The 22,982-nt window shown below is 62.7% G+C and carries 19 protein-coding genes; 10 read left to right on the forward strand and 9 right to left on the reverse strand.

From position 1 onward, the window contains the following. Window positions 1-17: 17 nt before the first annotated feature. The 3 genes from C1A35_RS10275 to C1A35_RS10285 form a co-directional block, all read right to left on the reverse strand. Window positions 18-569, reverse strand: a complete 552-nt coding sequence (locus C1A35_RS10275) for a Kazal-type serine protease inhibitor family protein (RefSeq protein ID WP_104664219.1) — start codon at window positions 567-569, stop codon at window positions 18-20. 258 nt (window positions 570-827) lie between these two features. Next, on the reverse strand, window positions 828-1,265 hold the full coding sequence (locus C1A35_RS10280) for a barstar family protein (protein WP_158665035.1): 438 nt from the start codon (window positions 1,263-1,265) through the stop codon (window positions 828-830). Between the two features lie 9 nt (window positions 1,266-1,274). Next, a complete protein-coding gene (locus C1A35_RS10285) occupies window positions 1,275-3,089 on the reverse strand; it encodes a methyl-accepting chemotaxis protein (RefSeq protein ID WP_104664221.1) in 1,815 nt (604 codons plus the stop codon). A gap of 273 nt (window positions 3,090-3,362) precedes the next feature. Here C1A35_RS10285 and C1A35_RS10290 point away from each other — a divergent pair, with 273 nt between their 5' ends. From C1A35_RS10290 to C1A35_RS10300, 3 genes are all read left to right on the forward strand, one after another. Next, a complete protein-coding gene (locus tag C1A35_RS10290) occupies window positions 3,363-3,752 on the forward strand; it encodes an acyl-CoA thioesterase (RefSeq protein ID WP_104664222.1) in 390 nt (129 codons plus the stop codon). Window positions 3,753-3,763: 11 nt separating this feature from the next. Continuing rightward, window positions 3,764-4,354: a hypothetical protein gene (locus tag C1A35_RS10295; protein ID WP_104664223.1), complete on the forward strand. Its 591-nt coding sequence runs from the start codon at window positions 3,764-3,766 to the stop codon at window positions 4,352-4,354. A gap of 127 nt (window positions 4,355-4,481) precedes the next feature. After that, window positions 4,482-5,126, forward strand: coding sequence for a TerC family protein (locus tag C1A35_RS10300; RefSeq protein WP_104664224.1), 645 nt, complete (start codon window positions 4,482-4,484; stop codon window positions 5,124-5,126). Window positions 5,127-5,219: 93 nt separating this feature from the next. On the opposite strand, the gene C1A35_RS10305 is transcribed toward C1A35_RS10300, so the two are convergent. Then, on the reverse strand, window positions 5,220-5,573 hold the full coding sequence (locus tag C1A35_RS10305) for a DMT family protein (protein ID WP_104664377.1): 354 nt from the start codon (window positions 5,571-5,573) through the stop codon (window positions 5,220-5,222). Here C1A35_RS10305 and C1A35_RS35875 point away from each other — a divergent pair. Together C1A35_RS35875 and C1A35_RS10310 are read left to right on the forward strand one after the other, a co-directional pair. Continuing rightward, window positions 5,572-5,760, forward strand: coding sequence for a hypothetical protein (locus C1A35_RS35875; protein ID WP_158665036.1), 189 nt, complete (start codon window positions 5,572-5,574; stop codon window positions 5,758-5,760). The genes C1A35_RS10305 and C1A35_RS35875 overlap by 2 nt on opposite strands. A 296-nt stretch (window positions 5,761-6,056) precedes the next feature. Then, complete coding sequence (locus C1A35_RS10310) at window positions 6,057-6,500, forward strand: TIGR02594 family protein (protein WP_104664225.1); 444 nt, start codon at window positions 6,057-6,059, stop codon at window positions 6,498-6,500. 68 nt (window positions 6,501-6,568) lie between these two features. Here the strand turns inward: C1A35_RS10310 and C1A35_RS10315 are convergent, their stop codons facing one another. From C1A35_RS10315 to C1A35_RS10325, 3 genes are all read right to left on the reverse strand, one after another. Then, complete coding sequence (locus tag C1A35_RS10315) at window positions 6,569-7,084, reverse strand: GNAT family N-acetyltransferase (RefSeq protein WP_199772901.1); 516 nt, start codon at window positions 7,082-7,084, stop codon at window positions 6,569-6,571. 269 nt (window positions 7,085-7,353) lie between these two features. After that, the gene (locus C1A35_RS10320; protein ID WP_104664227.1) at window positions 7,354-7,668 is read right to left on the reverse strand and encodes an EthD family reductase; all 315 of its coding nucleotides are present in this window, start codon (window positions 7,666-7,668) and stop codon (window positions 7,354-7,356) included. A 160-nt stretch (window positions 7,669-7,828) separates the two neighbouring features. Beyond that, entirely contained in the window at window positions 7,829-8,326 is a 498-nt protein-coding gene (locus tag C1A35_RS10325; RefSeq protein ID WP_104664228.1) for a GNAT family N-acetyltransferase, read from the reverse strand. Between the two features lie 254 nt (window positions 8,327-8,580). Between C1A35_RS10325 and C1A35_RS10330 the strand changes: the two genes are divergently transcribed. Continuing rightward, on the forward strand, window positions 8,581-10,335 hold the full coding sequence (locus C1A35_RS10330) for an adenylate/guanylate cyclase domain-containing protein (protein ID WP_104664229.1): 1,755 nt from the start codon (window positions 8,581-8,583) through the stop codon (window positions 10,333-10,335). Window positions 10,336-10,341: 6 nt separating this feature from the next. Further along, complete coding sequence (locus C1A35_RS10335) at window positions 10,342-12,513, forward strand: CHASE2 domain-containing protein (RefSeq protein ID WP_104664230.1); 2,172 nt, start codon at window positions 10,342-10,344, stop codon at window positions 12,511-12,513. Window positions 12,514-12,698: 185 nt separating this feature from the next. On the opposite strand, the gene C1A35_RS10340 is transcribed toward C1A35_RS10335, so the two are convergent. After that, complete coding sequence (locus C1A35_RS10340) at window positions 12,699-13,667, reverse strand: FecR domain-containing protein (RefSeq protein ID WP_104664231.1); 969 nt, start codon at window positions 13,665-13,667, stop codon at window positions 12,699-12,701. A gap of 250 nt (window positions 13,668-13,917) precedes the next feature. On the opposite strand from C1A35_RS10340, the gene uvrB reads away from it, so the two are divergent. The 3 genes from uvrB (at window position 13,918) to tyrS (ending at window position 21,225) form a co-directional block, all read left to right on the forward strand. After that, window positions 13,918-16,911 (forward strand): excinuclease ABC subunit UvrB, encoded by a 2,994-nt coding sequence (gene uvrB, locus C1A35_RS10345; RefSeq protein WP_104664232.1) that lies wholly within the window; start codon window positions 13,918-13,920, stop codon window positions 16,909-16,911. A gap of 337 nt (window positions 16,912-17,248) precedes the next feature. Then, window positions 17,249-19,591: a protein kinase domain-containing protein gene (locus C1A35_RS10350; protein ID WP_158665037.1), complete on the forward strand. Its 2,343-nt coding sequence runs from the start codon at window positions 17,249-17,251 to the stop codon at window positions 19,589-19,591. Window positions 19,592-19,962: 371 nt separating this feature from the next. Continuing rightward, complete coding sequence (gene tyrS, locus C1A35_RS10355; RefSeq protein ID WP_104664234.1) at window positions 19,963-21,225, forward strand: tyrosine--tRNA ligase; 1,263 nt, start codon at window positions 19,963-19,965, stop codon at window positions 21,223-21,225. 133 nt (window positions 21,226-21,358) lie between these two features. Here the strand turns inward: tyrS and C1A35_RS10360 are convergent, their stop codons facing one another. Further along, a complete protein-coding gene (locus tag C1A35_RS10360; protein ID WP_104664235.1) occupies window positions 21,359-22,957 on the reverse strand; it encodes an arylsulfatase in 1,599 nt (532 codons plus the stop codon). Between the last annotated feature and the right edge of the window lie 25 nt (window positions 22,958-22,982).

Here is a 22,982-nt window from a genome sequence, read left to right on the forward strand (position 1 = left end):
GCTTGACCGCTCTGATGTTAGCGGCACTCGCCCCGGTGGATGACCTGGAAGCCGGCACCACCCGCCTCGCAGGCGTTCGGGAAGGTTTCGATGCGGCTGCCGCGCTGACCGCAGACCGGCGCATATTCGCGGGTGCAGAACTGGCCTTCGGAGGGACGGTCGTCCTCGCGGCGGCATTCGCCGCGGCCGATCACCTGGAAGCCCTCGGAACGCGCCTGGCAGGCGTTCGAGAAGGTCTGCGTGCGACGGCCGCGCTGGCCGCACACCGGATTGTATTCCATGGTGCAGGCCTGCGGCTCGCGATCCGGCGGGCGATAGTCCGGACGGCATTCGCCGCGGTGGATGACGTTGAAGCCGTCGGCGCGCGCCTGGCAGGAGTTCGGGAAGCTGCGCATACGATTGCCGCGCTCGCCGCAAACCGGCGCATATTCCATCGTGCAGGCCTGCGGGCGAGTCGGCCTCGGCCCCGGCCGCGGCTCGTCGACGACGACGGTACAGGCCGAGAGAAAGCCGAGCGCCAGCATCAGCACGGCGATCGGCCTGGTGAGAAGTAGTTTGAGAAGTGCCATGGTGTCCCCTCTGGTGCAGCGGTCGGCAACCGGAGCGACGCCCCGTCGATTGTCTCCCGCTTCTCGCGTATCTATCCCCAGCCACGATCAGGTCAAGACGGAGATTCTCGTCGTGCACGGTAACCGGAGGCGAGATCGGCAGATAGGCCACAATCGTTGTCACAGCATTGCGATTGCCGGCAGCCCATCGTTGCGACGACGCCGCAATCGAAGCCCGCGAGCGTGTCCGGTTTAGCCGGCTGACGAACGCTGTCGGCCTTAGATGAACTTGACGCTTATCGTCGTCACTTCGCTCGCGATCGTTTTCAGCGCATCGAGAAATAGCACGTTGCCCTTTCCGGTTCGTACCCCCGCCAATTCGTCGGAGTTCGAAAAAACGAGCGCAACCTCACCCGGCCATCCCGGTCCACCGCCCTCAACGGCATCCCAGAATGCATCGAGGTTGCAGCCGAACATGCCCGCACCCTCCGGCTTCACGACATCGAGATAGCGCTGCCAAAATTCGGCGGACGATCGGATTCCGGAACAATCGACAACAACTTCTTTCATATCCCGACCATGACCATTGCCTGGAACGACAGTCAACCTTCCGGTTGTCGCCGCACTTTGCGCACGGCATGAGGGTGGCAAACGCCCACGGTGGCAGGGCGCGAAAAACCCGCGCGGCATGCCGCGCGGATGTAACAAGAACTGCAAGCCTTGTGCTCAAGCTGCGCGGCCGTAACCTGCGTGCGACGCCGAAGGCTGCAGCCGGAACTTCGTCAGCAGCGACTTCAGCTCGCGGCTCTCGGCGGCGAGCGTCTGGCTGGCGGCCGTCGTTTCCTCCACCATCGCGGCGTTCTGCTGCGTCATCTGGTCCATGCTGTTGACGGCGACATTGACCTCCTGCAGCCCGGTCGCCTGCTCGCGCGCGGCAGTCGCGATCGAGGCCACCTGCTCGTTGACCCGATTGACCTGCGCCTCGATCTCCGACAGCGCCTCGCCCGTCGAGCGGACGAGATCGACGCCGGCGCCGACCTCGCGCACCGAGGCGCCGATCAGTTCCTTGATCTCCTTGGCGGCACCGGCGGAACGCTGCGCCAGTTCGCGCACTTCCTGGGCGACGACGGCAAAGCCGCGGCCCGCCTCGCCCGCACGCGCCGCCTCGACACCGGCGTTGAGTGCAAGCAGGTTCGTCTGGAAGGCGATCTCGTCGATGACGCCGATGATCTGGCCGATGCGGCCGGACGAGCTTTCGATCCGCCCCATGGCGTCGATGGCGTTGCGCACGATGCCGCCGGACCTGGCGGCACTCACCCTGGTCTGATCGACCATCTCGCGTGCCTCGTTCGCCCGCTCGGAGGCGTGGCGAACCGTCGAGGTGATTTCGTCCAGCGCCGCGGCCGTCTCTTCAAGGGCGGCTGCCTGCTGCTCCGTGCGGCGGGAAAGATTGTTGGCGGCCTCGGAAATGTCGCCGGCGCTGGCCGTGACGATCTCGGTCGAATGCGAGATCGAGCCGATGACATCGCGAAGGGCTGCGACGGCGGTGTTGAAGTCGTGCCGCAGCTTGCCGTATTCCGGCGCGATATGGCCGATCTCGGCGGTGAGGTCGCCGCTCGCCAGGAGTTCGAGCGCCGCACCGACGGTTTCCATCGTCTCGGCCTGCGCTTCAGCCGTCGCCCGCTGGCGCTGCTCGTTGCCGCGCCGCTCGGAACTCAGTCGCTCCTGCTGCTCCGCCTCGCGCGAGCGCAGCTCCAGCCGTTCGCGCACCGAGTCGCGCAGGACAACGAGGACCTTGGCCATCTGGCCGATCTCGTCGCCACGGTCGGTTTCCGGAACCTCCGAGGAAAGATCCTCGTCTGCGATTGCCCGCATCGAGGCCTTCAGCTTTTCGACCGGCTTGACGACGCTGCGCACGATCGCCAGTGCCGCCATCAGGATGGCAAGCGCGGCAGCGGCAAGAATACCCGCCACCTGAAGGGCGCGCTCACGGAACATCGCCGCCAGATCGTCGGCATAGACGCCAGTGCCGACCACCCAGCCCCAGGGCTTGAAGCCGGCGACATGGGAATATTTCAGCACCGGCGCATCGGCACCCGGCTTCGGCCAGTAGTAGTCGACGAAACCCTGGCCGCTCTTCTCCACGGTCTTTACGAACTCGACGAAGAGCTGCTTGCCGTTGGGATCCTTGTTTTCAGTAAGGTCCTTGCCGTCGAGCTCCGGCTTGATCGGATGCATCACCATGGTCGGATGCATGTCGTTGACCCAGAAATAGCCGCTGCCCTGGTAGCGCATCGCCTTGATCGCCTCGAGCGCGCGCTTCTGTGCTTCCTCGCGCGACAGCGTGCCGGCCGCTTCCAGCTTGTGGTAGGCGTCGAACACCGAGATCGCGTTCTCGTCCATCGCCGCGAGCATCGCCTTGCGTTCGCCGACGAGCTTCTCCTGCGCCTGGAACAGACCGAAGGTCAGCGCCGCCGCCATCGTCAGAAGCGCAAATGCCACCAGCGCGTAGAGACGCGCCGAAATCCTGAATTTCTTCATTGCCAATCCCCTGCCCCTCGGCGCTCCCCGCGCCGCCCCAAATCCTGGCTGCCGCGGCAAAGCCGGCAGGCACTCCCAGAGCCTGCAGGTTAGGATGAGGTCTTTGCAAAGCTCCTAACGAGCACCCCCTAAATTTGACAATTCTCAATCAGCTTATGCGAAAGTCTAACGAGCAGGCGGTTCAAGGGCCGAGCCGGCATTTGTGCGGCACCGGGTCTTCCCTCCAGAAGTGCGCTCGGGTTACATCTTTTCTCCAACAGGGAGACAGGCTGCATGACCTCACAGACGAGACCCACCGGCGAACTCACCTTGCGCACGCTCGCCATGCCAGGCGATGCCAATGCGGCCGGCGATATCTTCGGCGGCTGGGTGATGGCGCAGATGGACCTGTCCTGCGGCATTCGCGCGGCCGAGCGCGCCCGCGGCCGCGTCGTGACTGCGGCCGTCAAGGAGATGGCCTTCGCGCTGCCCGTCAAGATCGGCGACACGCTCTGCATCTACACGGACGTCGTCAAGGTCGGCCGCACCTCGATGACGCTCAAGGTCGAGGCCTGGGCGCAGCGCTATCTGTCGCATCTCATGGAAAAGGTGACGGACGCCATCTTCGTCATGGTCGCGCTCGACGAGCACGGCAAGCCCAAGCCGGTGCCGGCGGAAGAATAGGAGCGGCGCACATGGAGCCTGTCCAGACCGACCCGGAGATCTTCTCGCATATCCGCGTCGTCATGGGCATGATCGTCAGCCTCAGCCTGGCGCGGCTCTTGAGCGGCGTTGCGCTCTTCGTCCAGCACCCCGGCAAGACGCGCGTCTACTGGATCCACCTCGGCTGGGTCCTCTTCATGTTCGTCTTCCTCGTGCATTTCTGGTGGTGGGAGTTCCACCTGCATTCGCTGGCCGTGATCGACGTCAGCGTCTACCTGTTCGTCGTCCTTTACTGTTGCGTCTTCTTCTTCCTTTGCGTCATGCTGTTTCCAACGACGCTCGACGACTACAGCGACTACGAACACTACTTCATGTCGCGCCGGGCCTGGTTCTTCGGCGCGCTGGCTGTGGCCTTTGCCGTCGACCTCGTCGATACCGCGCTGAAGGGCAAGATGTATTTCGCCTCCTACGGCCTTGAGTATCCGCTGCGCAACGCCGCCTACATCCTCTTCTGCGTTGCTGCGGCCTGGACCCCGAACCGGCGCTTTCACGCGGCTTTCGTCGTCGCGGCCGTCGCCTACCAGCTCATCTGGATGTACCGGGCCTTCGACCTGCTGGATTGAGACGCTGCAATCGCGAGGCCGTCGTTTAAGGATTTCCGTCCGGCGGTCTTGATCCGGCGGCCATGCAGTGCTTTATCCGTTAGTCATATCTATATCTCGCATATGCAGGTCGGGGGACTGTTGCATCATGGAAATCTTTACCGCTGCCGGTCTGGCGGCGCTTCTTCAAGTCATCGTCATTGACCTCGTTCTCGCCGGCGACAACGCCGTCGTGATCGGTCTCGCCGCCGCCGGACTGCCGACGGACCAGCGCAAGAAGGTCATTCTGGTCGGCATCATCGCAGCGACGGTGCTGCGCATCGCGCTGGCAAGCGTCACCGTCCAGTTGCTGGAGATCATCGGCCTGCTGCTCGCCGGCGGCATTCTGCTGCTCTGGGTCTGCTGGAAGATGTGGCGTGAAATTCGCGAACAGCAGGCGGCGCACGCGGCAGGCGAAAGCGGCGCTGCCAGCAATGCGCCGCAGAAGACATTCATGCAGGCGGCGATCCAGATCGTCATCGCCGACATCTCGATGTCGCTCGACAACGTTCTCGCCGTCGCAGGCGCTGCCCGCGAACATCCGACGATCCTGGTGATCGGGCTTGCGCTCTCGATCGCCATGATGGGCGTGGCGGCCGGCTTTATCGCCCGGCTGCTCAACCGCTACCACTGGATCGCCTATATCGGTCTCGCGATCATCCTCTATGTCTCGCTTGACATGATCTATCGCGGCGCCATCGAAGTCTGGCCGCATCTGGCGCCGGCCGTCGCCGCGGTGGCGGCCGTGGTCTAACGCCACCCCGCGAAATCTACGCATGCAAAAAGGCAGGGGTCGCGCCCTGCCTTTTTCTTTGCAGCCGTTTCAGGCGATGCCGCGCGAGGCCGGTCATCCCTTGAAGATGAAGGAAGCACCCGCAGCGATCAGCGCGAAACCGACCAGATGGTTCCAGCCGATCGACTCCTTCAGCCAGAAGACCGAGAAGGCTGCAAAGACGATCAGCGTGATCACCTCCTGCATCGTCTTCAGCTGGGCCGCCGAATAGACCTGGTGGCCGATACGGTTTGCCGGCACCGCCAGGCAATACTCGAAGAAGGCGATCCCCCAGCTCGCGACGATCGCCATGTAGAGCGGCGACGACGTGTACTTCAGGTGGCCGTACCACGCGAAGGTCATGAAGACGTTGGAGATCAGGAGCAGAAGAACGGGCCAGAGATAGGCCGGTGCAAGGGTGAACGACATGAAGAACCTCGGCGCGCGAATCACGCTGAGACGATGCGCCGCCGCCCCGTCCGTGCGCAAGCGCCGCCCGTATTTCGATGCCCGGACCACTACCGATGCGCGCGTGATCACGATTTTTCTAGTACTTACGGTGGCGAACCGGCGCGAATCGCTCAGCAATTTCGCGAGTTTGCAATCCCTGCCCTAGTTTTTTACGGGTTTTGCCACAATTTTGCACCGGCGCATGGTCAATGAAGCCTTGCTGCCCGACGGGGCAGACAGGGGAATACCACACTTCGAAACGGCAGTTGCCGTGAAGCTGGCTCCGCGGTGTGACGCGGTTCGCCGACGTGCCCGATGCGGCGTCTCGGACGCCTGCACGCGCGCGCCCGCTGATATCTCCCCGCCCAACATTGGAAACCGTTGAGCAACCGGGTGCCATGCCGGCGATTGCCTGGCCGCCCCAACCGTTCGCACCAAGCAACTTGTCAAGGAGACCTGACCATGAAGGTCCTGGCGTTTCTTGCGGCTGCCTATGTCGCGCTACTGACACCTGAATTCGCCAATGCGGGCATGCTTGCCCAGGCGCAGCAATACAAGGGCCTGCACGAGGTCAAGAACAACAAGACCCTTCGCGCAGCGCTCGGCATCAATCCGGCCCGCACGCCCTGGTGCGGCCATTTTATGGGCATGGTCGCCCGCAAGGCCGGACGCAGCCCGCCGCAGAGCTTCGGCATCGCCCGTTCATGGCTGCGTTTCGGCGCGCCGGTGAAGCTCGGCTATGCCCGTCCCGGCGACGTCGTCGTCGTGCGCACCGGCCGCGGCTATCACGTCGGCATCCTGTCCACGCTGTCGAAGTCGACGGCCCAGCTGATCGGCGGCAACCAGTCCGGCGGCGTCAGGGTCTCGCAGTTCGCACGCGGCCAGGTCGTCGCCATCAGGCGGTAGCGCGGCCACAAGCCACGCCCGATCGAGCTGATTTCAGGACCGGCTTTCCGGATAGACGACACGCGCCCTCAACGCAGGGACAATCGCATGGCGCACCGGCGCTCCGGCGGCAAACCGTGCGCGGCCTCGTTGGCAAGGATTTGCGCGAGACGCGTGTCGAGCGCGCTTGTGTCGAGCGTCACGAACCCGAGTTTGCGGTAGAAATGCTCGTTCCAGGCAAGATCGCGGAACGTCGTCAACGTGACGGCGGCGAGCGATGTCACACGCGCATGCGTGATCGCCGCCAGCATCAGCATGCGCCCGAGCCCCTGCCCCTGGCGCTCCGCCTCGACGGCAAGCTGCCAGATGTGCATGGCATCTCCGGCAACGTTCGCGCAAAGAAAGCCGATCGGCCGGTCGGCGGCATCGACGACCACCACCGACAGCCCGCTGCGCAGGAATTCGCGATGGGCTTCGGCCGATTGCACGTCGTCGTCGGCAATCCAGGCAAGCTCGGGAATGGCTCGGAACACCTCGCCCGAGGAGCGCTCGATGGCGGGAAGCAAGGCGGCGTCGTCTTTTCGTGTGGGTCGAATCAAAGGCATGATGGCGCCATCCTACCGCTGCCGGGCGCCACGTCGACACCTGCGCTGCAATCCCTTGGCCGACTGCCATGTCGCTTAGGTCACCGACGGACAAAGCGTATCCAGATTTGGCTGAAGCGCGTTTGACGAGAGCAAGGTCGTTTTCGCTTCGACGGTAGCTGCACCTTCCCGATCGTCGACCGGTTCGGCACCGGCTACGTCACCATGGATCAGTTGGGACAGCGCTACGCCGATCCCCGAGAGTTCAACGCTACGCCGACGCGAAACCCCTACTCTTCAACGACTTCGCTGATCTGCACGATGGGGGCGATGTCCGTATAGCTGGCGACGTCCGCGGCGATCTCTGCGCGGTGAGGACCCAACGCCTCCTGGAATATCGCCAGACTCGGCGAGTAGACGTGGCACGCCGCGACGAACTCCGGCGCGCTTCCAGGTTCGCGACCCGCAAGGCCCTTATCGATCTCGTAGCGCAGGCAGGCATCGCCGAGCCGTTCCTGGATCAGTGGCATATGGCGGGTGCGGTAGTAGTCGTGATCGAACTTCGAACCGCCATCGGACGGATAGTAGACACTCATCTTGATCATGGTCGGGCTCCTGCCTGAACGCCTCTGCGAGCGTTCGAGGGGCATTTCTAGCTCACCGACTCGTAAAGCGCATCCAGATTATGGCTGAAGCGAGTTTGACGAGAGCAAGGTTTTCGCTGTGCTTTTCGACGCGGGTGGCGACGGCACGGAAGTGCGCGACCTAGAGCGGCAGCGCCATCAGCATCTCGTCGAAATAGGCATCGTCGACCCGCAACGCCCGCTGTTCCAGCCCGTATTCGACAAATCCCGCATTCCGGTAAAGGTTGAGGGCAGCGGCGTTGGACAAAACGACCGTCAGCAGCAGCCGTTCCACCCTGCCGCGCGCCTCCGCGATGATCCCGTCCACCAGCAGGCGCGAAAGCCCGCTGCCCCGCGCTTCCGGCAAGACATACATGCCCCAGAGGGTGCCCTTGTGCCTTGCCTTGACCGCCGTCGGGATTGCGAGGCCAGCAACCCCCATCAGCTTTTCGCCGCGATCGAAGGCACCGAGGACGAAGCCGCCGTCGAGGCGTTCCGCCGTTACCGCGAGCGGCCGGCCCGCCTCGTCGTCGTAGGATGCGCCAAAGGCCTCCGGATGCTTCAGCAGCCCGTCGAGCCGGACCTCCCGATAGGCCTCGGCATCACAGGAGTTGAGCCGGCGAATGGAAAAAGGCGCCATCACTGTCGATCCCGTGCGCGATAGAGTTTGCGCACCGAACGAAGCTCGGCGGCATGAACGCCGCGAACCTTGCACAATCGACCGCCTCGTGGAAGTGGCGGCGCCTACAATCTGCCGTAGAAGCCGCGCGGAACATTTTTGCGCATTGCGCAGCGACTCCAGGCCGGATCAGGGCGATTTACGCTTCTCGGACTTTCTAATTTAAGTTACGCTTAATTTCCTTCTGACCAGATGCCGCAGGAGGGCCCGCCGCCTTGGAACGGAAGCTCGCCGTGATCCTTGCTGCCGATGTCGCTGGCTACAGTCGCCTTGTCGCGACCGACGAGGAAGGCACGCTTGCGACGCTGGCCACCTACTGCGAGACGATTTCCGGCCTGGCTGCGGAGCATGGCGGCCGTGTCTTCGGCGCGGCCGGAGACAGCCTGGTGGCGGAATTCCAGAGTGCCGTGCAGGCGGTGCGGGCAGCGGTCGCGATCCAGCGGACGCTGCAGCGCCGCAACGCCGATCTCTCTCCGGAACGGCGCATGGAGTTCCGCATCGGCCTCAATCTCGGCGACGTCGTCGTCGACGGCGGCAACCTGCTCGGCGATGGCGTCAACGTCGCCGCCCGGCTGCAACAGGTGGCGCAGCCGAACGACATCTGCATCTCCGGGGCGCTGCATGACCAGATCGAGGGCAAGCTCGAGTTTCCGATGCAGCGCCTCGGCGAGCGCGCGCTGAAGAACATACCGCGCCCGGTCCTGGTGCACCGCGTCGACTGGCGCGAGGACCCGGCGGGCGGCGATCTGCCCGGCATGCCGCTTTCGCTCCCCGACAAGCCGTCGATCGCCGTCCTGCCCTTCGTCAACATGTCCGGCGACCCCGAGCAGGATTTCTTCGCCGACGGACTGAGCGAAGACATCATCACCGCGCTGTCGCTCTACCGCTGGTTCTTCGTCATCGCCCGCAACTCCTCCTTCGCCTACAAGGGCCGCGCCGTCGACGTCAAACAGATCGGCCGGGATCTGGGCGTGCGCTACATCGTCGAGGGCAGCGTGCGCCGCTCCGGCTCCCGCGTGCGCGTCACCGGCCAGCTGATCGAGGCGGAGACCGGCAACCACCTCTGGGCACAACGCTACGAGCGCGAATTCGCCGACCTCTTCGCCATTCAGGACGAGATCACCCAGCATGTGGTCGCGGCCATCGAGCCGGAAATCCTGATCGGCGAAAACCGCCGCGCGCAGCTGCGCGGCACCGACAATCTCGACGCCTATGAATGCCACATGCGCGGCACGCTGCTGCACAACGCGCAGGATTCCGCCGCGCATTTCGACGAGGCGATCGAGTGGCAGCGCCGCGCGATCGCCCTCGACCCCGAATTCGGCCGCGCGCACATGATGCTCGCCCGCTCGCTCTTTGCCCGCTGCTTCTTCGGCTTCAGCAAGGACATCGACCGCGACAGCGCCGAACTGCAGGCGGAAGCCGCCCGCGCGGTGGTGATCGACGATCACGACCCCTATTGCCACTACGTCATGTGTCTCGCCAACTTCGCCGCCCAGAGGCCGCACGCCGCGGTCGAGGAAGCGCAGCAGGCGATCGACATCAACTCCAACTTTGCGCTCGCCCACATGGCACTGGGCTGGGCGCGCATCTATATCGGCCGCTTTGCCGAGGCGCTGGACCCGCTGCACAAGGCGCTGCGGCTGAGCCCGCACGATCCGCTGACCTACCTCTTCCTCAACCGCATCGCGCTCGCCCACTACCATCTCGGCAGCTACGGGGAGGCCCTGCGCCACGCCGAGCGGGCGCTGCTTCTGCGCCGCACCTATTTCAATCTCGTCATGCTCATCACCTGCCTCGGCCAGCTCGATCGCATCGACGAGGCGCGCAAGCTGTTTCCCGAAGTGATCGCCAATGCGCCGAGCGACGTGCCGCGCTACTGGCGCTTCTTCACCGCCTATGTCGATCCCGCCGACCACACGCATTTCAACGACGGGCTCGTCAAGGCGGGCCTGCCCATCGTTCCGTAGGCCGCCATGACACGATCGCAACTGTTCGGCGTTCTGATCGGCATGACGGTGGTGGCGTTCTTCACCATCCTGCGCACCCAGGATCCGCAACTGCTGCGCCAGGCCCGCGATGTCACCTTCGACGAATACCAGCGCATCGCGCCGCGCCGCTTCGAGGCCATGCCGGTCAAGATCGTCGACATCGACGAGGCGTCGCTGCGCGAACTCGGGCAATGGCCCTGGCCGCGCGACCGGCTGGCGAAGCTGACGAACCGGTTGAGCGAGATGGGTGCCGCCGCGATCGCCTTCGACGTGCTCTTTGCCGAGCCCGACCGCCTCTCGCCGCGCACCGTCGTGCGCGATGTCGGCGGCGTCGATCCGTCCTTCATCGCCACCCTGCCCGACAATGACGAGATCTTCGCTGAGGCGATCCGCGATAAGCCCGTCGTGCTCGGCTTCGGGTTGACGAACGAAGGGAGCTACCTGCCCCCGGTCAAGGCCGGCTTCGCCGTGACCGGCGAGAGTGCGGCCGAGGCGCCGCCGCGCCTGCGCGCAGCCACGCCGCTCAGGCCGCAACTCGAATCCAATGCCGCCGGCCTCGGCCATATCAGCCTCAACCCTGGTTCCTCCTCCGCCGTCGTCCGCGCGGCGCCTCTGTTCCTGAGTGACGGCCAGCAGTTCTATCCGAGCCTGGCCATGGAGGCGTTGCGGATGGCGCAGGGCGCGTCGACCTATGTGCTGGCCGCCGCACCCGACGTCGCCAACACGCTGACCGCCGTCAAGATCGGCGATTTCGTCGTGCCGCTCACGTCGAGCGGCGAACTCTGGCTCTACGTCACGCCCGACACGACCGAACGCTACATCTCCGCCCGCCGCATTCTCGCCGACGGCGACCCTTCGCCGGACATACGCGCCGGCATCGAAGGCAGCATCGTCTTCATCGGCACCTCGGCGGCGGGGCTGCAGGACGTGCGCACCACCGCGCTTGGCCAGAACGTGCCCGGCGTTTCGATCCATGCCCAGATCGTCGAGCAGATCCTGTCCGGCCGCTATCTCTCGCGCCCCGATTGGGCAAACGGGCTCGAAATCCTGTCGATCGCGCTTGCCGGAACGCTGCTGGTGCTGCTCACCACCTTCGTCAGCCCGGTCGTGGCGCTCGTCTGCGGCCTCGCGGTCACGGCACTCGCGCTCGTCGCCTCCTGGATTGCCTTCTATTATGGCGGGCGGCTCTTCGACCCGCTTGCGCCGATCCTTGCCGCCTCGATCACCCATTTCGCGGCCACCGCCTATCGCTTCCTGGTCACCGATCGCGAACGGCGCGAAGTGCGGCAGGCCTTCGGCCGCTATCTCTCGCCGTCGCTGCTCTACCGCATCGAGCATACGCGCAATGCGCTGAGCCTCGGCGGCGACGATCGCGAGCTCACCGTGATGTTCGTCGACGTGCGCAGCTTCACCGAGATGAGCGAGCGCATGACGCCGACCGAGGTCGTCGCCTTTCTCAACACGTTGCTTGATGCGCTGAGCCGGCATGTGCTGGCCAACGAGGGCACGCTCGACAAGTTCATCGGCGATTCGATCATGGCCTTCTGGAATGCGCCGGTCGACGTCGCCAACCATCCGAAAAAAGCGGTGCGCGCGGCGCTTGGCATGCGCGAGACGCTGGCGCGGCTCAACGCCGACAATGCCTTCGGCTTCGGCACCGATCAGGAGGTCCGCATCGGCATCGGCATCCATACGGGGCTCGCCTGCGTCGGCAACATGGGTGCCGAAGCGCGGTTCAATTATTCGGCCGTCGGCGACACCGTCAACATCGCCGCGCGCATCGAGGCCGCCTGCAAGGACGTCAACATCGACATCCTCGTCTCCGAGGCGACCGCCCAGGCGCTGCCGGACCATGCGATGCTCGATGCAGGGGCGCTCAGCCTCAAGGGCAAGACGAACCGAACCCGCGTCTACGCCGTCGCCGGCGACGAAACCCTCGCCGCCTCGCTCGCCTTTCAGGACCTGCGCGGCCTGCACGATCGGCTCGTCGAAGCCCTGCGCACCCGCACCCAGACCAGCCGCAGCATCATCAATGCCGCCAAACTGAAGGCGCCGGCGCTGACGCCGGCACTGACAGGCTTCTACGCCCGCATCGGCCGCCGCGCCGAGCACTTTGCCCAGGCGACGGAAGAGACCGCCAGGCGCCCGGCCGAATGACTCCGCCGCTCAACTGTTGAGATCACGCGCGAGCGACCTCACGCGATACATGCGGAAATAGCCAGAGGCTTCTGATTCACGGGTATTTTCATGCGGAGGATCATCGCCGGAGATCAACGGCCTGGTGGCACGCAACTGGCTTCGGCGTGCAACGGTCGGCGGCGAATCCCGTGCCGACACATGCATCAATCCTGGCTGGGGGCCTGGTCCTGCTGCGCCCCCTGGTCTCCGCCCGACTGGTCTCCGCCGCCGCCGTCCTGCGGTCCCGGGTCGCCGGGGTTCTCGTTTTGCGGACCGGGATCGCCGGGATTTTCAGGCCGCGGTCCCGGATCGCCGGGATTTTCAGGCCGCGGTCCGGGATCGCCCGGGTTCTGCGGCTGCGGACCCGGATCCTGTTTGGGCGGCGGCTTCTCCTCGCGCGGCTTCTCTTCGACGGGAGCCGGACGCTCGGGCACCGTACGGGTGGTGCCCTCGAACTGCGCCGCGCGCAGCCCGCAACCGCCTCCTACCCAGCCGATAGCTCCGGTCAGGCGTTGACCGCCGGAGAGGAACGGCAGAGCCTGGGCATTGCCGAGCGCCTTCAGCGTCGTGCGGCTGACCCGTTTCGGTTCGGTGGCCCGGCGGCCGGGCTTGGCAACGACGCAATCGCAGCGCTGTGTCAGCTGCCGGCAGCCGCCAGGGCCGCAGAAATCGGCAGCACCGCTGAGCAACACCACGGCGGTGGTGCCATCCGGACCGACAAAGAAATCGAAGGCGGTGCCGCGCACGCCGATGGTGCCGGCCGGCGTGACGATCTCGTAAGCCGAGTGGCCGGATTTGCCGCTGATCCAGCGGAACGTGCCTTTGGCGGCCATGATGGTGAGCTTCTTCACCGACTTCTTGTCGTCATAGACGAACTTGTCGATGACGACGGAGGAACCCCAGCCGACGGCAAGCTTGGTACCGTCGTCAAAGACGAACTGTCCGAGCCCGGACTTCGATGTCGATATCCGTTCGTTCTTGTAGACAGGGTCTCGGACCGCAATCGCACCGCGCGCACCGTTGACGGCCGTCCGGATTTCCACCGCCTTGCCGACCGGTTCGGCAGCAATCGCGGACATCGGACCAAACGCAGCGGCACAAAGCACGAGCGCGGCACCACGCAAGCAGAACATGGCGCCCTCCAAAGAACTATAATTATCACGCGGCGGGCTTTGATGTCTTCTCGCCCAATCGAGGTAACCCAGCGTCAGGCCACAACCGCAAGGGTTAGAATGCGACAGGAATCCGACCCGCCTCGGTTGAAGCCCGTGATTCAAGGCGCAAACGGCGCCGGAAGCGACTTCGGCAACCGGGGCGAAATGTTGCCTATTTGTACTCCCTCGCCCCTTCACTTTCCGCCGGACTCTCTCCATATTCCCCGCCATGACCAAAGCCCCGAAGAATGCTCCCCAGAAAACCTCCCCATCCGGTTTCGAAGAAGCGCCACAGGCGCCGCTCTCGGGCACGCCTCTGTCCGGCAATGTCTCCGACTGGGTGAAGCAGCTCGAGGCTGATGCGGAGGCCTCCGCCTTCGAAACCCAGCGCCAGATCGCGTCGAAGGCCGGCAAGCACCGCAAGACGGTGGAGATCGCCGCCTCCAAGGCGGCGCGCAAGGCCGCCGGCGCGGATGAGGAGGCGCAGCCGAAGAAGGGTGCGAAAAAGGGCAAGGTCGAGATCGTCGGCAGCAAGTCCGCTCGCGGCACCTCGATGGGCGGCTCGACCGACCCGAAGACCCGCGCCGCCGCCGGCCTCAATCCGGTGGCCGGCCTCGACGTCTCGCTGGAAGACGCCGCCAAGCTGACCTCCACCTCGGGTGTCACCGCCACCGTCGAGGCGCTTTCGGCGCTGATCGAAAGCGGCAACCCGCTGTTCAAGGACGGAAAGCTCTGGACGCCGCACCGCCCGGCCCGGCCGCCGAAATCCGAAGGCGGCGTCGAAATCCGCATGGCCTCCGACTATCAGCCGGCCGGCGACCAGCCGACGGCAATCGCCGATCTGGTCGAGGGCCTGAACTCCGGCGAGCGCAGCCAGGTGCTGCTCGGCGTCACCGGCTCGGGCAAGACCTTCACCATGGCCAAGGTGATCGAGGCGACGCAGCGCCCGGCGGTAATCCTGGCGCCGAACAAGACGCTCGCCGCCCAGCTCTATTCCGAGTTCAAGAACTTCTTCCCGGATAACGCGGTCGAGTACTTCGTTTCCTACTACGACTATTACCAGCCGGAAGCCTATGTGCCGCGCTCGGATACCTTCATCGAGAAGGAAAGCTCGATCAACGAGCAGATCGACCGCATGCGCCACTCGGCCACCCGCTCGCTGCTCGAGCGCGACGACTGCATCATCGTCGCCTCGGTCTCCTGCATCTACGGTATCGGCTCGGTCGAGACCTATACCGCCATGACCTTCCAGATGAGCGTCGGCGACCGGCTCGACCAGCGCCAGTTGCTCGCCGACCTGGTGGCGCAGCAGTACAAGCGCCGCGACATGGATTTCCAGCGCGGCTCGTTCCGCGTGCGCGGCGACACCATCGAGATCTTCCCGGCCCACCTGGAAGACGCGGCGTGGCGCATCTCCATGTTCGGCGACGAGATCGACGCCATCACCGAGTTCGATCCGCTCACCGGACAGAAGACCGGCGACCTGAAGTCGGTGAAGATCTACGCCAACTCGCACTATGTCACGCCGCGCCCGACGCTGAACGGCGCCATCAAGGCGATCAAGGAAGAGCTGGTGCACCGGCTTGCCGAGCTGGAAAAAGGCGGCCGCCTGCTCGAAGCGCAGCGGCTGGAGCAGCGTACCCGCTACGACATCGAGATGCTGGAGGCGACCGGCTCCTGCGCCGGCATCGAGAACTATTCGCGCTATCTCACCGGCCGCAATCCCGGCGAGCCGCCGCCGACGCTGTTCGAATATATTCCCGACAACGCGCTGCTGTTCATCGACGAGAGCCACGTTTCCGTCAGCCAGATCGGCGGCATGTATCGCGGCGACTTCCGCCGTAAGGCGACGCTGGCCGAATACGGCTTCCGCCTGCCCTCCTGCATGGACAACCGCCCGCTGCGCTTCGAGGAGTGGGACGCGATGCGCCCCGATACCATCGCCGTTTCGGCGACGCCCGGCAGCTGGGAACTGGAACAGTCCGGCGGCGTCTTTGCCGAACAGGTCATCCGCCCGACCGGCCTGATCGACCCGCCGGTGGAAGTCCGCTCGGCGAAAACCCAGGTCGACGACGTGCTCGGCGAAATCCGCGAGACGGCGGCCGCCGGCTACCGCACGCTCGTCACCGTGCTCACCAAGCGCATGGCCGAGGATTTGACCGAATACCTGCACGAACAGGGCATTCGCGTGCGCTACATGCACTCCGACATCGACACGCTGGAGCGCATCGAGATCATTCGCGACCTGCGCCTCGGCGCCTTCGACGTGCTCGTCGGCATCAACCTGCTGCGTGAAGGCCTCGACATTCCCGAATGCGGCTTCGTCGCCATCCTCGACGCCGACAAGGAAGGGTTCCTGCGCTCCGAGACCTCGCTGGTCCAGACCATCGGCCGCGCCGCCCGTAACGTCGACGGCAAGGTCATCCTCTATGCCGACCAGATCACCGGCTCGATGCAGCGCGCCATGGACGAAACCAGCCGCCGCCGCGAGAAGCAGATGACCTATAACGAGGCCAACGGCATCACGCCGGAATCGGTGAAGGCGAAGATCTCCGACATCCTCGACTCGGTCTACGAGAAGGACCACGTCCGCGCCGACATCTCCGGCGTCGCCGGCAAGGGCTTTGCCGACGGCGGCCACCTCGTCGGCAACAACCTGCAGGCCCACCTCAACGCGCTCGAAAAACAGATGCGCGACGCCGCCGCCGACCTCGACTTCGAAAAGGCCGCCCGCTTGCGCGACGAAATCAAACGCCTCAAGGCCGCCGAACTGGCCGCGATGGACGACCCGATGGCGCGGGAAGAGGCGAAATCGCAGGAGGGTGCGACCGGCAAAGGCAACAAGGGCGCCTCCTCTCCGTCGTCATCCTCGGCCTCGAGCCGAGGATCCAAACCCACGAGCGACAAGTCCCTCTTCCAGAAGCCTTCGCTCGACGACATGGGCCCCGGCACCGACACGGAAACCCCACTGTTCCGCAAGCCCGACCTCGACGAAATGGGCCGCGACGTCGCCACGCCAGCCGGCGCGGACAAATCGCTGTTCCGCCGCAACACCCTGGACGAAATGACCGTCGGCCGCACCGAAAAACCGGTCATCGGTCACGTCCCGGAAAAGCCGATCCTTACGCGGGCGAAGCCGGGTGTCGGGTCCTATGAAGACCCGGCGGACCAGAAGCGGCAGAAGGGCCGGACCAAGGGAAAGACGGGGCGGCCCGGGCGGTAGTCTGCGCTCAGAAGACGCCATGTGGCCCCGCAACGGTATCCAGCACAATCTCCCGACAAAGCGGAGATCATCTAAGAGCTACTTCCAGAAGCCATCCCTCTACCACATGGGCACCGAGACTGAGCGCCCGCTGTTCCGCGAAAACCCCGGACAAGCAATCGTCGGCCGCACCAAAGCCGGTGCCCGGCCACATCCCGACGAGACCAATCCTGCCCGAGTTAAACCGCTCGTCGGTCCTCAAGTGCCGCTTGCTACTTGTTGACGTGTCGTTAGGATGCAATCAACGGGCACAACCCTAGATCAAGCACATCTAAAACAAGAAAGAAATCGCATCATCATGCAAACACTACATGACCAATTGTACTTTAAGAAACTTTCAAAAATATATGCCGAAAAGACAAAGAGGCTCATTGTATTTTGCGGAGCTGGGGCTTCACTTGAAGCAGACGTACCAAATTGGATTGGACTAATTGACGTACTCAAAACCCATTACCTAACGTCTGCTCACACAACGTTAGGTGAGAAAATTGCCGAGGGTTTCTCCGAACAAATAGACGCTGAACCAAGCAACTGGAATAAGAGGGGGATGCTCAAGGAGGCGCTCGGCGAGCAATACGAACAAATTGTTAGAGCAGTACTGCAGCCAAAACCGGGAAAAATCCCAACGTTTCACAAGAGGATTTGGGATCTAGAGCCCCACGCTTTACTTTCATTCAACTTAGACAATCTGACCAACACTTCATTTGCCGAGAGAAAAACAGGCGCTGTCCCGAATTATCTCTTAGGAAAAGACGCAGCATCAAGTCGCACGAGTTTGGGTGACGGCCGTCCGCTAATCGTAGATCTCCACGGCAATATTGAAAATCCAAGATCGTGGGTGCTCACGAACACTGATTTAGGCGAATTGATTAACGACTATTCGTACATAGAATTTCTAAAGAGCATGTTCACTCACAACCTAGTGATATTCTATGGAGTTGGCGTCGATGATCTGTCAGTCACAGGACAATTGAACTACTTGAAGTCAATAAATTTTGTCACTGGAGACTATTTTCTTATTAAACGAAAAGAAGAGACGCGAGATCTGGATATATCCAAAAGCATACCGTTAAACATTATTTACACTGGAGAAGACAAAAGCTGGGAAGAAGGGTTCTCATACTTTGTTGACGAGCTGAAGAAGGCTAGACCGAAGGAACCAACGGCTGCTCCAGTGTTATCAATCATCGAGGAACACAATGCTATTCCAAGCCTCGATGAAATGCTGAAGCTTACGCCGGACCAAATTCGTCTACACCTGGCTTCTGCCACAAAGCATTTCTCCGAAGATGGAAACTTTGATTATAGAGCCTACCAATCGTTTTGCAGTGAATACGACACAGCCATCCACATATCGACTCGCGTGAATCCAAACTCAAGCGATCAATACTGGCTAGGGAATAGAATATCTTCCGAACTAGGCCGAGGGAACTTCGGAAGGGTGTACCAAGCCTTTGACAAGAACGAGGAGTCGATCGCCATTAAGGTCGCCCACATGGAGGTACGCGACGACGAAGCGATGCTAAACAGCTTTAGGCGTGGCGTAGAATCAATGCGCCTACTCGGCCAAAGCAGCATTAGTGGAATCGTTAAAATAAAGGACGCATCTGAGCTTCCACCAAGTTTGGTTATGGAATATATTCAGGGAGTTGACCTACAGAAATACATAAACGATCACTATACAAAATCAATTTCTGATAAACTTCAAATATGCCTTTGGATATCTGAAATAATATTCGAATGCCACTCTCACGAAATGGCTGTCCTGCACAGAGATTTAAGACCCAGTAATATCATGATTTGCGGAGACTATTGGGAATCTGTTTCAAAGGAGAAGATCCGAGTTCTTGATTTTGATTTGGCTTGGTTCAAGGGGGCGTCTGGTGCTGAGTTTTACATGAATGCGTCCCAAGCATTGGGTTTCCTGGCTCCAGAGCAACTCGATTCCCGATCCAAATACAGCACACGCTCTGCTCTTGTTGACGTTTATGGTCTAGCTATGCTGCTGTACTTTGTCGTATCAAGCGAAATACCGTTAGCAAGCGCGTCAACTCGAACCGATTGGCCCCTGAGAGTTCGAAACGCTTCATCGTCTGTATTCAACAGAGATTGGCGCTCGACGAAATACCTGTTCCAGAAATTGATTTCTCGAGCGACGGACGAAGATCAATCAAAAAGACCGACTCTGCAGGACTTCATTCAAGATCTTAACAGGATCATTGAAATATTCGACAAGAAATACCCACTAGACATTGATTCTTGTGTTCTAGAGATTCTTTCAAGAATTTCCGGATCTGGGGAAGAATTTTCCTTCAATAGAAGTACGAGGGAGGGAAGTTACACCTCAAAAGCTGGAACGAAAATTAATTTCTCCGTTAATGGTGGAAACGCTTTTTGTACTATGGATTACACCATAGGAGAAAGCGCTAACCGTGTCACGAGAGGAAAGACACTTACCAATTCTCTATTTCGGGCGAAAAGTAAGGTTCAGAAGGTTGCCACAGTGGACGAGAGGGGAACTGCGACTAACATGGGCGCAAACAGATTGCGATTTTCCTTCTCACCGCCGTCGTCTTTAAAAGACTTTAATGAAATTGCTAGCGCGATTGACTTTGCTATGACGGAGATATCAAAGGACTAGGCGTTTCGCTCGGCATAGCTCCGCCTCTGTACAGAATATGCCGGGGGGCGCCGGTTAGAAGCGCCCCTCGCGTCCGAGATGTAGTTGGCTGAAGCGTCGAGGTTTATCCTTCTCTGCGACACCTCGATTGAACGGAAACCCGAAATGTGTACCGTGAACGTCGCTTGGAACTGCGCCGCACCCACACCCTTGCCACCTCCCCCACTCCCCGCTACAACCACAGCATGATCAGCACCGCGCACATCGCTGCCACCTATTATGCGACGTCTCCATAGGGAGCGGCGCGTTTCGATCATGCCTTGAAACAAGCCGCCGTCAGGCGGCTTTGTTTTGCTCAGTGCTCCCTGGCGGCAAAGCCATGGAGAGTACCGATGACCCATTCCGACAATCCCACCGATGCCTTTGAGCCGCGCTCGGCGATCGCCCGGACGCTGGTCGAGCGCGGTTATGTCAACCAGGTGACCGACCTTGCGGGCATCGACAGTGCCTTTGCGGCCGGGATCGTGCCTGTTTATGCCGGCTTCGATGCGACGGCGGACAGTCTGCATGTCGGGCATCTCATGCCGATCATGTCGCTCAGGCGGATGCAGCAGGCCGGCCACAAGCCGATCGTGCTGATCGGTGGCGGCACCACCCGCATCGGTGATCCCAGCTTTCGCTCGGCGGCGCGGCCGATGCTGTCGGAGGAGGAGATCGCGGCCAATGTCGCCGGCATCCGCACGGTGTTCGAGCGGCTGCTGACGTTTGGCGACGGGCCGACCGATGCTGTTTTGGTCAACAATGCCGACTGGCTGGACCGGATGGCCTGGATCGACATGCTCCGGGACGTCGGCAAACATTTCTCCGTCAACCGCATGCTCTCCTTCGACAGCGTGAAGTCGCGGCTGGAGCAGCAGGAGAACCTGAGCTTTCTCGAGTTCAACTACATGATCCTGCAGGCGGTCGATTTCCTCGAACTGTTCCGCCGCACCGGCTGCCGGCTGCAGCTCGGCGGCGGCGACCAGTGGGGCAACATCGTCGGCGGTGTCGATCTCTTGCGCCGGATCGAGGGCGCGGAGGTCTTCGGCATGACCACGCCGCTTCTGACCACCGCCTCGGGCGTCAAGATGGGCAAGACGGCGGCCGGCGCCGTCTGGGTCAATGCCGACCGGCTGTCGCCCTACGACTACTGGCAGTTCTGGCGCAACGCCGAGGATGCCGATGTCGTGCGGTTCCTGAAACTCTTCACCGAGCTGCCGCTCGACGAGATCGAACGGCTCGGCCGCGCCGAGGGTGCGGAACTGAACGCGGTGAAGGAGCGGCTCGCCAACGAGGCGACGGCGCTGGTGCATGGGGTCGATGCAGCCCGGCAGGCGCAGGAAACCGCGCGGCAGGCTTTTGGCGCGGGCGAAGCAGCCGAGGGGCTGCCGACGGTCGTGCTCAGCGATGCCGAGCGCCTGAGCGGCATCGGTCTCGTCGATCTCGTGGTGCGGGCAGGACTGGCCGCCTCGAAAAGCGAGGCCCGCAGGGCGATCGCCGGCCGCAGCATCCGGCTTGCCGGAGACGTCGTCGCGGTCGTCGACACGATCATCAGGCCCGAGACGCTGCCGCTGCGGCTTTCCTTCGGCCGCAAGCTGCACGTGGTGGTGAAGTAACCGACGGCGCGCCGGGAGGCGATGGTTCCCGGCGCGTCATCCTGTCGGTCCGTATCAGGCGGACCAGGCACGCTCGCCCGACGCATGGCGCACCCGCATAAGTCGCGCTTGATCCGGCAAGGCGCAACAGGCTTTACTTCCCGCTCGAGGCCTGGAGGTTTTCCATCACCTGGTCGATCGAGAAGCTTCCCGGCTTCTGTCGCGGCGGAAGCTCCTTGAAGGTTTCAAGGAAGCTCGCGACATAGGCCTGGGCCGGCACCATGACGAACAGGTGCTCGACGCGCCAGCGTTCATAGTCCATGCCTTCATGGTCGGCCGTCTCGAACGGATCGGAGCGCAGGTTGAAGAGTTTCGGCAGCCGCAGGGGCACGAAAGGCTCCTGCCAGACATCGAGCCCTTCGGCACGTTGTTCGGCAAAGACGATCTTCCACTGCTCGTAGCGCAGGCCGACCAGCGTCCCGTCGTCGACAAAGTAGATGAACTCCTTGCGCGGGCTCGGGCCCTTTGCTGCGAGATAGTCGGTGATGTCGTAGCCGTCGAGATGGACCTTGAAGGTCTTGGAAGCGGCCTCGTAGCCGGTGAGCAGCTTGTCCTTGACCTTCGGCTCGCTGGCTGCAGCCACCAGCGTCGGAATCCAGTCCTCATGCGCGACGATCTCGTTGTAGATCGTGCCCGGCTTGATCGTGCCCGGCCAGCGCACGGCGCAGGGCACGCGGAAGCCGCCTTCCCAGTTGGTGTTCTTCTCGCCGCGGAAGGGCGATTGTCCGCCATCCGGCCAGGTGAACTTTTCGGCGCCGTTGTCGGTCGAGTACATGACGATGGTGTTTTCGGCGAGGCCGAGATCGTCGAGCGCCTTCAGCATCTGGCCGACCATCTCGTCATGCTCCACCATGCCATCCGGGTAGATGCCAAGCCCGGTCTTGCCCTGGCTTTCGGCCTTGAGCCGTGTCCAGACATGCATGCGCGTCGAGTTCCACCAGAGGAAGAACGGCTTGTTCTCCTCCTTGGCCCGCTTGAGGAAGCCGATCGCCGCATCCGTGACCTCCTGGTCGATCGTTTCCATCCGCTTCCTCGTCAGCGGTCCCGTGTTCTCGATGCGCCCGTCCGCATAGCTGTGCAGCACGCCGCGGGGCCCGAAGCGCTCGCGGAACGCCGGGTTCTTGGGGTAATCGGGGTGTTCCGGCTCGTCCTCCGCATTGAGGTGATAGAGCGATCCGAAGAACTCGTCGAAGCCGTGCGCGGTCGGCAGGTGCTCGTCACGGTCGCCCAGGTGGTTCTTGCCGAACTGGCCGGTCATGTAGCCATGCGGCTTCAGGAGTTCGGCGAGCGTCGGGTCTTCCGCCTGCATGCCCTCCTTGGCGCCCGGCAGGCCGACCTTCAGCAGTCCGGTGCGATAGGGAGACTGGCCGGTGATGAAGGCGGCGCGCCCGGCCGTGCAGCTCTGCTGGCCGTAATAGTCGGTAAAAAGCCCGCCCTCCCGGGCGATCCGGTCGATGTTGGGCGTCTTGTAGCCCATCATGCCCTGATTGTAGGAACTGACGTTCCAGTAGCCGACATCGTCGCCCCACAGGATCAGGATGTTCGGCGGTCGCGTGCCCGTCTGCGCCCGCGCCCGTGTTATCGTCGCCGGTGCAGCGAACATTGCGGCGGCGAGTGCAGTGCTGCCGAGCAGCAGAAGATTGCGACGGCTGAGGCCGGCGGTCGCTTCAGCCCTGATGATGTCCTTGCTCATGTCCCTTCCTCCTCTGGCAATCGTC

Source organism: Ensifer adhaerens, assembly GCF_002940685.1.
GTDB classification, from domain to species: Bacteria; Pseudomonadota; Alphaproteobacteria; order Rhizobiales; family Rhizobiaceae; genus Ensifer; species Ensifer adhaerens_E.